At 62.9% G+C, this 13071-nt stretch carries 8 protein-coding genes, 3 pseudogenes and 1 other annotated feature; of the genes and pseudogenes, 4 read left to right on the forward strand and 7 right to left on the reverse strand.

All coding sequences use genetic code 11. The features are described from left to right. Positions 1–401: 401 nt before the first annotated feature. Both OF380_RS14665 and OF380_RS14670 read right to left on the reverse strand, forming a co-directional pair. On the reverse strand, positions 402–584 hold the full coding sequence (locus tag OF380_RS14665) for a hypothetical protein (RefSeq protein ID WP_264045180.1): 183 nt from the start codon (positions 582–584) through the stop codon (positions 402–404). Between the two features lie 205 nt (positions 585–789). Then, positions 790–2124, reverse strand: coding sequence for an IS1182 family transposase (locus OF380_RS14670; protein WP_264045172.1), 1335 nt, complete (start codon positions 2122–2124; stop codon positions 790–792). Positions 2125–2246: 122 nt separating this feature from the next. Between OF380_RS14670 and OF380_RS14675 the strand changes: the two genes are divergently transcribed. The 3 genes from OF380_RS14675 (at position 2247) to OF380_RS14685 (ending at position 6853) form a co-directional block, all read left to right on the forward strand. Beyond that, on the forward strand, positions 2247–3569 hold the full coding sequence (locus OF380_RS14675; protein ID WP_264051337.1) for an IS701 family transposase: 1323 nt from the start codon (positions 2247–2249) through the stop codon (positions 3567–3569). Positions 3570–3724: 155 nt separating this feature from the next. Then, positions 3725–5059 carry an IS1182 family transposase gene (locus OF380_RS14680; protein WP_264045172.1) on the forward strand — a complete coding sequence of 445 codons (1335 nt, stop codon included), beginning with the start codon at positions 3725–3727 and terminating at the stop codon, positions 5057–5059. Between the two features lie 810 nt (positions 5060–5869). Continuing rightward, positions 5870–6853 carry a polysaccharide pyruvyl transferase family protein gene (locus OF380_RS14685; RefSeq protein WP_264045182.1) on the forward strand — a complete coding sequence of 328 codons (984 nt, stop codon included), beginning with the start codon at positions 5870–5872 and terminating at the stop codon, positions 6851–6853. A gap of 37 nt (positions 6854–6890) precedes the next feature. Here the strand turns inward: OF380_RS14685 and OF380_RS14690 are convergent. The 4 genes and pseudogenes from OF380_RS14690 to OF380_RS14705 all read right to left on the reverse strand — a co-directional run. Next, a pseudogene (locus tag OF380_RS14690) lies at positions 6891–7129 on the reverse strand (transposase); the annotation flags it as partial. Positions 7130–7442: 313 nt separating this feature from the next. After that, complete coding sequence (locus OF380_RS14695; protein WP_264045148.1) at positions 7443–8606, reverse strand: IS701 family transposase; 1164 nt, start codon at positions 8604–8606, stop codon at positions 7443–7445. 115 nt (positions 8607–8721) lie between these two features. Further along, a protein-coding gene (locus tag OF380_RS14700; protein WP_264045184.1) for an IS630 family transposase occupies positions 8722–9782 on the reverse strand; the annotation gives its coding sequence in 2 pieces (ribosomal slippage) (positions 8722–9296 and positions 9296–9782; 1062 coding nt in all). Positions 9783–9960: 178 nt separating this feature from the next. Beyond that, positions 9961–11189 (reverse strand): IS3 family transposase gene (locus OF380_RS14705; protein WP_264045157.1). Its coding sequence is split into 2 segments (ribosomal slippage): positions 9961–10901 and positions 10901–11189, totalling 1230 coding nucleotides; the frame shifts between segments, so codons are not numbered across the junction. Beyond that, positions 10792–10908: a sequence feature (AL1L pseudoknot), on the reverse strand. Its footprint overlaps the gene before it by 117 nt. Positions 11190–11241: 52 nt before the next feature. On the opposite strand from OF380_RS14705, the pseudogene OF380_RS14710 reads away from it, so the two are divergent. Then, a pseudogene (locus tag OF380_RS14710) lies at positions 11242–11502 on the forward strand (IS481 family transposase); the annotation flags it as partial. 1086 nt (positions 11503–12588) lie between these two features. Here the strand turns inward: OF380_RS14710 and OF380_RS14715 are convergent. Further along, a pseudogene (locus OF380_RS14715) lies at positions 12589–13022 on the reverse strand (transposase); the annotation flags it as partial. Positions 13023–13071 lie beyond the last annotated feature (49 nt).

Below are 13071 nucleotides of genomic sequence, written 5' to 3' on the forward strand. Positions count from 1 at the left end.
GCGTCGTCGAGTTCGCGGTCTGGTGCCAGCAAGCGCCCGTAGCGCCCGACGTCGTCTCCTCAGACGATTAGCCCGATCAGCTTCGCCATGCTCCACCATGCCGCATATCCCCAAATGGCAACGGTTACGATGAAGAAGACCATCAATGCTGCGAACGTGAGCCAGCTTGATATGCGGTTTCGGATACTTTGGATCGGAGTAGCCTGATCCGCTTGTGGGAGTTCGCCGTTACCGGGCTCCATCGGCTTCCTTATCCTTGGCTTGCTAGCAGTTGCAGAGTCAGCCCGACCTGCGGATTGCAACGAACTCATGGATGAAAAGGCCGCAAATTTTTTACCAGTGAAATCACGCCCGTCCGCGCACGGCCATGCGACGCACACCGGTTGGAGGGTCCTGCGCCGTCATGCCTTAGTGTCGCGAAATGCGAGCGTGACGCCCGTTCGTACGACGCGAAAAAGCGTCACGAAGCCTGCGTAAGTAAAATCGTATACGACGAAGACAGCCAGCAGCATAAGGGCAAAGAGCCCAAGAGGCTCTTCGGGCTCCTCGCGGTCATACCAGAGCGGATCATCACCAGCAGCCATTGGTCTTAACCTCCGCCGGCTCGGATGCCCGCGCCCGCCATCAAGCATCTAACCGCTCGATTGTCACCATCTTGGTTAGCGCATCCTTAACGACGGCGATCGTCAGGACGGTAGGAGGTCCATGGCTAGGAGCCCGTCCGAGTAACGAGTTTATGGGATGGTTTGAGCGTCGAGATCTGGTCAGAGGTGTGTGTCGGCTTTGAGCTCATCGCCCTGCCTTTGCCAGCTTGAGAAGGTTGTGGGCGGTGCAGACCATCGCCCATTCGCCCCGGACCTGATCGAGGCCCCGGAGTAAGAACTGGCGGAAGCCTCGGGCCTGCTTGATCTGCCCGAACACCGGCTCGACGACCTGCTTCCTGAGGCGATAGCGGCTGCGGCGGCCAGCCCGTTTCAGGCGCGCGGCCATCGCCTGCATCAGGGGCGTCTTCGTCAGCGTCCGACGACCGGCCGCATCCGCTTGGCTATGGCGGGCCCGACCGGGAGCAAGATAAGCGGCGATCCGGCGCTGCTTCAGGGCGGTCAGGTTCGCCTCGTTGGCAAAACCGGAATCCCCCGAGACCTCGTACGGCTTGCGCCCGAGATGAGCGCGGGCGTCGTCGATGAGGGGCACGAGGGCGCGGGCATCGGAGGCGTTCGTCACGAGGCGATGGGCCACAATGATCTGATGCGCGGCATCGACGGCGATCTGACCGTTGTAGCCCTGCACGAACCCGTCGCGGGTCGGCAGGATGCGGCTGTCTGGGTCGGTGAAGTTGCGCTGCGCCCGGTCGGGCGGACCGCCGTCCTCCCCGCGCAAGGGCCGCCCCTGCCAGCGCATGCCCGAGGATGCACCCGGCCCGCTCTCGTCCTCGGGGTCGGGCGGGTCGATCGCTTCCACTTCCAGGGCGGCTTTAGCGGCGCGGATCGTCTCCAGGCGTCGCTGCTTGTCGGCCATCCAGTCCGGCGTCTCGTCCCCGCGCCGGTCCGGGCCCTGAGCCTCATCCTCGGCCGCATCGGCCTCACGCGCCCGCTCCAACCACGCGTCGACCTCGGCAGCCAGCGCGGGCTCGGCCGTCTTCATGCGTCCGTAGCTCATCGCCTTATGACGGGAGGCGTTGGCCTTCACCTTGGTGCCGTCCACCGCCACATGGGCGAACTGCACCAGACCGGCGGCCCGACACAGGCGCAGAACCTGCACGAACAGGTCGGACAAGGCCACGAGGTGGCGCTTGCGGAAGTCGGCGATGGTGCGGAAGTCCGGCCGGTTCAGGCCCGTCACCGCCATGACGTCGACCCGCTCCTCGCAGGCCCTGGCGAGTTGACGCGACGAGTACAGGCCGCGGCTGTAGCCGTAGAGAAGGAGCGCCACCATCATACCCGGATGGTAGGGCGGGTAGCCGCGCTCCTCACTATAGGTGCCGAGGATGGCCGAGAGGTCGAGCGCTTCCCGCACTGTGTCGCGTACGAAGTGTGCCATGTGCCCGGGCGGCACGAACTCGTGCAGCGAGGGCGGCAAAAGCCAACCCTGATCAACATCCCACGCGCGAAACACCTTGGCCATGAGCCAAGTGAATCACCCTCCCGCCTCGCCGTCGAGAGAATTACTCGGACGGGCTCCTAGTACTACTGTGTCATAAAGTTTGGGTGTAGAGTTGGTGACTCGATCTCGTGATGGAGCGAGGCATGGATCGCTTGAACTCCCCGCTGGCTGCTGACCAGCTTCGTTTTGCAAGATATCTGGAGGCTTTGTCAGGCGTCCTCGGCCATGCCGATCGGATTGCGCCGCTGAAGGCCTACTGCACGGGCCTCCTCCTGCCGGGTGCTCGCAAGAGCATCGAGCCGATGGCGGCCCGGATCGCGCCGGCGCGTGTCCAAGCCACCCATCAGGCGCTGCATCACTTCGTGGCCAAGGGCGAATGGTCGGACAGCGCTTTGCTGGCCCGAGTCCGCAGCGAGGTTCTTCCTACGATCGAAAGCCAGGGCCCGATCCAGGCCTGGATCGTCGATGATACGGGCTTTCCCAAGAAGGGCCGCCATTCAGTTGGAGTGGGACGGCAATACTGCGGCCAGATCGGCAAACAGGACAACTGCCAGATCGCCGTGACGCTCTCTGTGGCCAACGCCCAGGCCAGCCTGCCGGTGGCCTATCGCCTCTACCTGCCGGAAGCCTGGGCCTTGGATGCCGAGCGGCGCGGCAAGGCCGCCGTGCCCGAGGAGATCGGCTTCCGGACCAAGCCAGAGATTGCGCTGGATCAGATCCGGGCGGCCTTGGCCGATGGGGTGCCGGCCGGCCTGGTTCTGGCTGATGCCGGATACGGGATCGACACGGCCTTCCGTACGGCGCTGACGGCTTTGGGCTTGCGCTACAGTCTGGGCGTTCAGTCCTCGACGAGCCTGTGGGCCCCAGGATCCGCACCGCTGCCGCCTAAACCCTGGAGCGGACGCGGGCGCCCACCCACCCGGGTACGACGGAGCCTCGAGCACAAGCCACTCTCGGCGGAGACGCTGGCCCGGTCTCTGCCGGAGACTGCCTGGCAGCGGATCACGTGGCGCGTTGGCACGAACGGTCTACTGACCTCGCGCTTTGCGGCCGTGCGGGCGCGCCCGGCACATCGGGATGAACTGCGACACGAGCCGCGTCCCGAGGAGTGGTTCCTGATCGAGTGGCCGGAGGGCGAGGATGCGCCGACCAAGTACTGGCTCTCGACCCTGCCGCCAGAGACGCCCCTGGCCGAGTTGGTCAGCCGGACGAAACTGCGCTGGCGCATCGAGCGGGACTACCAGGAACTCAAACAGGAAATCGGGCTCGGCCACTACGAGGGGCGAAGCTGGCGCGGCTTCCATCATCACGCCAGCTTGTGCATCGCGGACTACGGGTTCCCGGTCTCCGAGCGAGGCCGTTTTCCCCCCTCAGGACCAGAGATCATCGAGCGGCAAGCGCTTGCCATACCCGCCGGTTACAAACCCCGTGGTGCTCCCGATCCGGCCCGAGCGACACGTGCCTGACTCCATCGCGACCCTGCGCCTACGGCTGGCACGGGCACTCACGCAAACCCTGCAACGATGTCCTTGCTGCCAACAAAATTTGTGACACAGTAGTACTAGGAGCCCGTCCGAGTGATCCTCTCGACGGCGAGGCGGGAGGGTGATTCACTTGGCTCATGGCCAAGGTGTTTCGCGCGTGGGATGTTGATCAGGGTTGGCTTTTGCCGCCCTCGCTGCACGAGTTCGTGCCGCCCGGGCACATGGCACACTTCGTACGCGACACAGTGCGGGAAGCGCTCGACCTCTCGGCCATCCTCGGCACCTATAGTGAGGAGCGCGGCTACCCGCCCTACCATCCGGGTATGATGGTGGCGCTCCTTCTCTACGGCTACAGCCGCGGCCTGTACTCGTCGCGTCAACTCGCCAGGGCCTGCGAGGAGCGGGTCGACGTCATGGCGGTGACGGGCCTGAACCGGCCGGACTTCCGCACCATCGCCGACTTCCGCAAGCGCCACCTCGTGGCCTTGTCCGACCTGTTCGTGCAGGTTCTGCGCCTGTGTCGGGCCGCCGGTCTGGTGCAGTTCGCCCATGTGGCGGTGGACGGCACCAAGGTGAAGGCCAACGCCTCCCGTCATAAGGCGATGAGCTACGGACGCATGAAGACGGCCGAGCCCGCGCTGGCTGCCGAGGTCGACGCGTGGTTGGAGCGGGCGCGTGAGGCCGATGCGGCCGAGGATGAGGCTCAGGGCCCGGACCGGCGCGGGGACGAGACGCCGGACTGGATGGCCGACAAGCAGCGACGCCTGGAGACGATCCGCGCCGCTAAAGCCGCCCTGGAAGTGGAAGCGATCGACCCGCCCGACCCCGAGGACGAGAGCGGGCCGGGTGCATCCTCGGGCATGCGCTGGCAGGGGCGGCCCTTGCGCGGGGAGGACGGCGGTCCGCCCGACCGGGCGCAGCGCAACTTCACCGACCCAGACAGCCGCATCCTGCCGACCCGCGACGGGTTCGTGCAGGGCTACAACGGTCAGATCGCCGTCGATGCCGCGCATCAGATCATTGTGGCCCATCGCCTCGTGACGAACGCCTCCGATGCCCGCGCCCTCGTGCCCCTCATCGACGACGCCCGCGCTCATCTCGGGCGCAAGCCGTACGAGGTCTCGGGGGATTCCGGTTTTGCCAACGAGGCGAACCTGACCGCCCTGAAGCAGCGCCGGATCGCCGCTTATCTTGCTCCCGGTCGGGCCCGCCATAGCCAAGCGGATGCGGCCGGTCGTCGGACGCTGACGAAGACGCCCCTGATGCAGGCGATGGCCGCGCGCCTGAAACGGGCTGGCCGCCGCAGCCGCTATCGCCTCAGGAAGCAGGTCGTCGAGCCGGTGTTCGGGCAGATCAAGCAGGCCCGAGGCTTCCGCCAGTTCTTACTCCGGGGCCTCGATCAGGTCCGGGGCGAATGGGCGATGGTCTGCACCGCCCACAACCTTCTCAAGCTGGCAAAGGCAGGGCGATGAGCTCAAAGCCGACACACACCTCTGACCAGATCTCGACGCTCAAACCATCCCATAAACTCGTTACTCGGACGGGCTCCTAGCGATCTCGGCGCGCACGGCTGGGGTGGTATGGGCGTTCGGGTGGATGGCGAGCATCAGCGGCTCCTCCCGACGGTCGCAGCGCGGCGCGATCCCTCAAAACGCCAAGCGTGTTCCTCGATTGCCCAACGAGCAGCATCCCAACAACGTTCCGCAACCAAACAGCTACAGCTCTGGTTCATATTCGTGCATTCACTGTCTGACGTGTCATTCATTCGGCTATCTCAGCCTGCGGCACCAAACACTAGAACTTGAACCAACACATGCAGCTATCCTGTAAGGCCGGCTCCCCACAATCTAACCTGAGACCTGCATGCCCAACTCGACAGCGCCCGCTAACAGCACCTTGTAATCCTCATTCATCGACCTTGCACAAAATTACAATTAATAACTGCAAGGGCGCGTTGTGCCAGACTGTAAAAGAGATAAGCGTCGATAGACTGAGCGGATCGATGTGGCTGGACCGTCACCGGTTTCATAAAGTGTCAACTCCCTCGAGACTTACCTGATCGCACTGTTGCATGGCCAAACCAGCTCCGCTACAGCAGCATCTCTGCTTGGCATGCGGACGAAACAGTAGGGATGCTGTTTGTACTATTCTCTATCAAGCCACACTTGTTCTTGACTTTTGGATAGGAATCGTGCAAGTGGTCACATAGAAACTGCCAATCGTAGGTCCGCATTCAACGCTCTCAATCAGGCTCTTAAGACATGAATAACATTGTTACTCGCATGCGTCAAAGCATCGATAAAGAGTTATCCTCGCTTATTCCGACGTCGAATAAATTTAGCCTGCTTGACTTTCCTGATCATGACAACATTGGTGATAGCGCGATATACTTAGGAGAGACAGCTTATTTTGCGCGGTCCGCTCTACGGCCGTCTTTTACATCAACGTGCCATGTTGTTGACTGGAAGGAAATTACCGAACGAGTTGCCGATGGTCCAATCTTTCTTCACGGCGGCGGAAACTTTGGAGATTTATGGCCGGCATTTCAAGAATTTCGTGAAAATGTCTTGCTCAGATTCCAAGATAGACAAGTAATCCAACTTCCGCAAACTATTCACTTTAGGAATACTAAGAACATTGAGAGAACGGCTCGGGCCATCGAGAGGCATCCTGCATTTACTTTATTTGTCAGAGATAATTCGAGTCTTGAATTGGCGACTCGGAATTTTGAATGCGATGTTCGTTTATGCCCGGACATGGCGTTCTTTCTCAACATTAAAAAGGAGGGAAATCCGAAACACGAACTCCTGCTTCATTTGCGCAATGACAAGGAATCGGCACAAATGCACGACTCCTCTAAATATGCCAACTGCATGATGGTAGTTCGAGCAGACTGGCCTTCTGAAAAAAGGAATTTTGCCTTCAACTCGAAGTTGGAAACAGTACTCCAGTCCTTAACAAATCTAGAAATAACAAATAAGCCTTTGATGCGAGAGAAATATTACCGTCTGCTTGCGGGAAGGAGGTTAAAAAGAGGTTTATCACTGCTTTCCTCGGCGCGTCTTGTGATCACTGATAGGCTTCACGGGCACATACTTTGTGTCCTTCTTGGCATTCCTCACTGTGTAATCGATAATAGCTATGGAAAGCTTGGCTCATTCATGAATACCTGGGGCACAATGGGTGATCAGGTTTACACGGCGACATCTTTGGACGATGCAGTGAATGTACTCACGCGAGCCGAAGGACTGAAACTCAAAGATTGACTTAGTTTGTTGACTAGTATATCTATTAGATTCTGTTTCATATCGTTCGAGCCAGCCGTCTGACGAGGATCATGGCGGCGACCAGGACGAAGAAAGCAGTGCGGAGGATGGCGTTGCTTCGTGATCGTGGGCCCGCCTACGGCAGCGGCTCATCCAACCGAAGGTGCGTTCGATGAGCCAGCGCCGGGGCGGAACGGCGAACCCTTTCCGCCTCCACTCGAGCACAATGATCTCGATGGTGATGGCGAACGCCGTACCGACGCGCTCGCCTCGATAGGGGCATTTCGCGACAGTTAGGCACGATGGCACAGGCCCCTCAACTCGGGTGCTTCGCATGGCCATGGGCGGACTTGCGTAATAGCTCTGCAGGTAGCCGCTGCTCAGCTCGACTTTGGCCATTCAGGCCGCCTGGCACAGGGCGTAGGCCCAGGCTGGTGGAAGACGGAACCGAAGTTTCCTACGGTCGCGCCTGCAGCCTGACATCGAAGAAGCTTCCTCGCGCCAGATCGTGCGACGGACGGCAGCGAGAGCATCGGAGAAGGTCGGCTGCGGTTTGGGGTACCACGCTGTCGCCGCGACCTGCCGCCTCTCACGTGCTGTCAGCCGGGTGGCGAGCAGGGTGACGATGGAGAACAGGGCGAGCAGGCAGGGCGTCGTGCGGGCAATGGCCTTGTCGGACCACTGGCGCTCTCGTCTCGACGCCGAGATGGGTCCGTGCCTCTTGGAAGGTAACCTCGACCTGCCAGCGGCGCACGAACCACGTCACGATCTGGGTCGGGTCTCGTGCGGTGTCGGTGCAGAGCAGCCCTTGCGGCTCGAAGCGGTTCTCGGGATCGCGGATCAGAACCCAGCGGATCGGCACTGCTGGTAGACCGGAATGATGCCAGACGGCGGTGGCCGAGGCGATCTCGATCCTGCGTTCACCTGTGCCGTACCAGCCCGGCACGCTCACCTGCTGCCAGATGGTACCCGAGTCGGTCAGGATCTTGGACAGGGTTGGCCGCCGCACACCCTTCTTGCGCGGGCGCCCGATTGTACCAGGAAGCCTTGGAGGCGCTGGATCGTAGAGAGCCGCATCCAGGCGCAGGCGGGTGATGGCGGTGATACCGCCGCGGCGCAGAGCATCGAGAAACAGCAAGGCCGAGAAGGCGCTATCGCCGACCAGCACGAGATCGCGCCCCGGCAGCCAGCGCCTTACCTGCAAGGCCATCTGCCGTCCGACATCGAGCAGGGTCTTGTGCCGACGGCCTTGTTCCCGGCAGGCGCGCTCGGACGGAACGAGGGCAGTCAGGAACGGCAACGCCCAGACCCGACCGGCCCAGGGGATGGGTGCGAGCAGCATCAGGCTCATCCAGCGCAGGCCGATCGTCTTGACGAAATGGGCACCGGACGAGCGCACCGGATCACGGTAGATCCCGCGGGCTTGGATGCGGCGGTCGCAGCGCCGCTCGATCGTGTCGTCGAGCGCCAGCACTACGGGGCCGTGTGGGACGAAGGCCTCGACGAGCAGCCGAAGCAGCATGTGGGCTCCAGCATGGGGAGACCATGCGGCGCGGCTGAGCACCCGGTGGGTGTTCACGAAATGGCGGTCGCGTGCCCGGCCCGTGATCCGCAGCACGCTCGCTACCGTGCGCCGGCCCGGACAGAGGATCGCACCGATCAGCAGCTCCTGAGCGTGTCGCCACGAACGGTGGACGAACAGCGGAGCGAAGGACAGGATGATCCCGGCGAAGCAGGCAGGCAGGTGCGGCATGAGGCGTCTCTGGCGAGGGACACCATCAGCCTATCCATCACGCCCGCTTCGTCACCCAGCGCGTTCCGCGACATGTCGAAATGGCCAAAGTCGAGCTAATACCAATCGGCGCTGATCATAACCGATATGCCCAGTCGCGCAGTCCGAGGGACATGATCTTCCAAGGCTGGGCAGTCAGCCTGTTCCAGGCGTCGCAGCATCGGTCGACGATGTCCTCGTAGGACGTGAAGATCCGATCGCCGAGCCAGTTGTCGCGTAGGAACTGCCAGACATTCTCGACAGGGTTGAGTTCGGGCGCGCAGGGCGGCAGTGGCAGCAGCGTGATGTTGCCGGGCACGGCGAGATCGTGAGCGCTGTGCCAGCCGGCTCCGTCGAGGATGAGCACGGCGTGGGCGGCGGGATCGACGCTGCGGCTGATCTCGGCCAGATGTGCGTTCATCGCCGAGGCGTCGCAGCGGGGCATGACGAGACCAGCCCCCTTGCCCTTCTCCGGGCAGATCGCCCCGAAGATGTAGGCGTAGCCCGTGCGCTGGTCCTTAGGGGCGGAGGGCCGGCTGCCCCGGCGGGCCCAGCGTCGCGGGAGCGTGTTCTTCTGACCGACCCGCGCCTCGTCCTGCCACCATAGCTCGATGGCCGTGCCGGGCGGCAAGCCGGCCCGGATCACAGTCACGGCGGCGGGCAGGTTTTTTTGAATGCCACCAGCGCGGCTGGGTCCTGCTCGTGGTGGCGCGGGCGCACCGACAGCTTGCGGAAGCCGAGGGTCTTGATCGTGCGGCCGAGCGTGCTCTCGTCCAGGCTGATCCCGAAGCTCGTGTAGATCCAGGCCGCCAAGTCCTTCAGCCGCCAGCGCACCACACCGTGCCGATCCAGGTCGGGGCCTTCCTCGATCACCCGCGCCAGCGCCTGCCGCTGCGCTGCATCCAGCTTGGGTGGATTGCCGGGAGCTTTGCGGTCGATCAGTCCGGCAGGTCCGTCCACGTTGAAGGCCAACACCCAATCGCGCACCGTCTGCAGGCTCACGGCCCCGATCCGGGCCGCAGCCGTGCGGCTGCCGCCATCGTAGATCACCGCCAGCGCAAGCAGCCGACGGCTCTGGCCCGCGTCGCGGCTCGTCCGGGCCAACCGGCGCAGATCATCCGCATCGAAGTCCTCCCGCAGTGGCACGGCAACGGACATGGCAAACCCTCCCGGTTCGCCTCATCGAATCACAACCGACAAGGCAACGTAACCCCGTGAGTCTCCATCACAACCGGTTGGTATAAGACCCGATCCTACACGCCAAAGACCAATGGTATGGTCGAGCGCTTTAACGGTCTGAACCGCGCCGGGTTTCCCGGAGGCCATTTGGTTTGATTCAGGCTGCCAAGGTTTGCACCTCGGCCTGGGCATAGTAGCGCGCTTCAGCCTCGGCGGGAGGGATATTCCCGATCGGTTCGAGCAGACGACGGGTGTTGAACCAGTCGACCCATTCGAGGGTGGCGAACTCGACGGCCTCGAACGACCGCCATGGTCCACGCCGATGGATCAGTTCGGCTTTGAACAGCCCGTTGATCGTCTCGGCGAGGGCATTGTCGTAGCTGTCGCCGACGCTGCCGACGGAAGGCTCGACACCGGCCTGGGCGAGCCGCTCGGTGTAGCGGATCGACAGGTATTGCGAGCCCCTATCGCTATGGTGCACGAGCCCACCACCCTGGTGGGGACGGCGCTCGTGCAGGGCCTGCTCCAAAGCGTCGAGCACGAAGGCGGCATGGGCGGTTCGGGAGACCCGCCAGCCGACGATGCGGCGGGCGAAGACGTCGATGACGAAGGCCACATAGACGAAGCCAGACCAGGTCGCGACGTAGGTGAAATCGCTGACCCACAGGGCGTTGGGCCGCGGTGCCTTGAACTGTCGGTTGACCCGGTCGAGCGGGTACACCGCGGCCGGATCGGGGATCGTCGTCCGGACTGTCTTGCCCCGCACGACACCCTTCAGTCCCATCGCCCGCATCAGCCGCGCCACGGTGCACCGAGCCACCACGATCCCGTCCCGGCCGAGCTGCCGCCAGACCTTGCGCACGCCGTAGACGCGGAAGTTCGCCTCGAACACGCGCCGGATCTCGACCATCAGCGCCGCATCGCTCCTGGCCCGTGCAGGCAGCTTGCCGGGATCGGCACGCCGCGCGGCATGGGCATGGTACGTCGACGGGGCGATCGGCAGCACCCTGCAGATCGGCTCGACCCCATAGACGGCCCGATGGTCGTCGATGAACGCGATCATGTCCGCGACCGGCGGTCGAGCTCCGCCATGGCAAAATACGCCGACGCCTTCCTCAGGATCTCGTTGGCTTGGCGCAGTTCACGGTTCTCGCGCTCCAGCGCTTTGATCCGCTCGCGCTCGTCCGTGCTCGGGCCGCCCCGCTGTCCCGTGTCCCGCTCGGACTGCCGGATCCAGTTCCGGAGCGTCTCGCCCGAACAGCCGATCTTGGCCGCGATCGAATTGATCGCCGCCCATTGCGAGGCATGCTCGCCCTGATGATCAAGGACCATCCGCACCGCGCGGGCACGGACCTCGGGGGAATAGGGTGGGGTTCGCTTCGTCATGGCTCCATCCTCTCAAGAGTTGGAGCCTCCGGGAAACCCGGCGCGGTTCAGTCGGGTGCAGCGGGAGGTGTTGGGCATTACGATCTACAGCCACGGCGACCTGGAGACCGTCCTGCGCGGCTTCAACGCGGCCTACAATGGTCGCCGCCAGCGCGTGCTGAAGGGGCTGTCACCCGAGATGGTCCTGCGCCAGCGCATTGAAGCCGATCCCGCGCTGGCCACTCCATCTTACAGACCGCTCAAGCCCGGCATCCTCCGGAAAGCCCTTCGCATCGTCGTGGACGCCAAGGAGGTTTCACAACCAGACAGCTAGCCTGTGGGTCCTGAGCGTTATGGCGTGGCTGGGCGGAGAGCTTGGCGATGCCCATGCTCCGAGGACTCGGCTCAACGTTTGCGCAGAGACCGACACGCCGTAATCCTACGGCAACATTCGTGCCAGATTGATTAGCTGCCAGTGCACAACCCCGTGGACTGCAAGCAGCGGACCCTTCTTGACCAACCTACTCAGCGTCTCGCAGTGCCGGACGTTCGGGCGCAGAGGGACAACAGGAGCCTTGCCGTCAATCAGCCGGTCGGGACCCTGCGCGTTGAACGCGAGCACCCAGTCGCGGACCGTCTACAGACCGACTCCGTCGAGCGCGGCGGCCTTGAAGCGTAAGCTATCCGCATAGGTCGCCGACAGCGCCAGTAGGCGGCGGGTTTAGTTCGGATCTTGCGAACTCTCCGCCAGAGCGCGCCGGCCCTCGGCGTCGAAGTCCGGCTGGAGCGGCAAGGCAGCAGCCATCTCACCCTCCTCAGGCGCCAAACCCGCGGACTGATTCACCCTAAAGCTTTTTATACTACCCGCGTTAGTCTACCTCAACGAGGGGTCGCATGAGATCTTCGGGTCGGTAGGCTTCGAACCCCTGCACAGCAATTGGATCACGCGGGCTGTCCTTCGGGGCAGCCTATCTGAGCTGGAGGCCCCCTCCCGTCGTGTCGCTCGAGCTCGATCAGGCGCAATGGGGCTTCCGCCTTCAGCAGCCGATGCAGATGCCCGGGTTCCATGGCTTGTCCATCGCTGAGGCACGCGAGATGCGGCGCAATGCGGGTGCTGCGACTGCGATCTCTGGTAGGGTGGCCACGGCCCTTAGATTAGCGGGTCCACTTGGGTGCGTATATACAAACTCGCGCGAGGATGAGGCCGGCAAACTCCCGGTTTCATCAACCTCGGCAGCGAGCGACAGTCCACAAGACAAGCTGACTAAAAGGCAGATTTCTAGGAAACGCAGAATCACTACCCGATGAACCTCCAGCCGCCCTTCAGCAATGGGTATAGTAGAAGGGTGACCCTTTCCGGACAGTTACAGCGCGTCACCGTTCGCGTGATCCGGGCTTAACCCGACGACCCTTACCCGAGGGCCTTACCAACAGCGCGGTAACTGAACGGGAAAGTTCGACGCGACAGGCACAGCACCGGTTCCGGCTCCATCGCGATCCTGCACATCGGCGGGTTGCAGGTCGAGGACGAGGACGTGCCCGTTTGTGTCGACCAGGACTTGCCGCTGGCGGACCTTGATCTTCTTGCCCGCATCGTAACCGCGCGGGCCGCCACTCTCGATGGTCTTAACGCTCTGGCTATCAAGCACTGCAGCGGTAGGTGAAGCGCTTCGATTATCCCGTTGCGGTTGGCCATGGCGAGAGTGTGGCCGATCCGGCCGAACAGACCGTCGTCGCGCTCCGCGCGAAGTAGCCGAACGTCAAGCTGCGTGGAGGCAAGTCCTTAGGGATTATCCGCCATGCGATGCCACGGCGCAGCACGTAGAAGATCGCGTTCCAGGTCTCGCGCATCGTCTAGGAGCCCGTCCGAGTAATTCTCTCGACGGCGAGGCGGGAGGGTGAT

This window comes from Methylobacterium sp. FF17, from assembly GCF_025813715.1.
Lineage (GTDB): Bacteria > Pseudomonadota > Alphaproteobacteria > Rhizobiales > Beijerinckiaceae > Methylobacterium > Methylobacterium flocculans.

Bases quoted from the DNA above. Each gene is read 5' to 3' on its own strand.
- OF380_RS14685 (WP_264045182.1), top strand. From the start codon at position 5,870: ATGCGTCAAAGCATCGATAAAGAGTTATCCTCGCTTATTCCGACGTCG.
- OF380_RS14675 (WP_264051337.1), top strand. From the start codon at position 2,247: ATGGATCGCTTGAACTCCCCGCTGGCTGCTGACCAGCTTCGTTTTGCA.
- OF380_RS14670 (WP_264045172.1), bottom strand. From the start codon at position 2,124: ATGGCCAAGGTGTTTCGCGCGTGGGATGTTGATCAGGGTTGGCTTTTG.
- OF380_RS14665 (WP_264045180.1), bottom strand. From the start codon at position 584: ATGGCTGCTGGTGATGATCCGCTCTGGTATGACCGCGAGGAGCCCGAA.
- OF380_RS14695 (WP_264045148.1), bottom strand. From the start codon at position 8,606: ATGCCGCACCTGCCTGCCTGCTTCGCCGGGATCATCCTGTCCTTCGCT.
- OF380_RS14680 (WP_264045172.1), top strand. From the start codon at position 3,725: ATGGCCAAGGTGTTTCGCGCGTGGGATGTTGATCAGGGTTGGCTTTTG.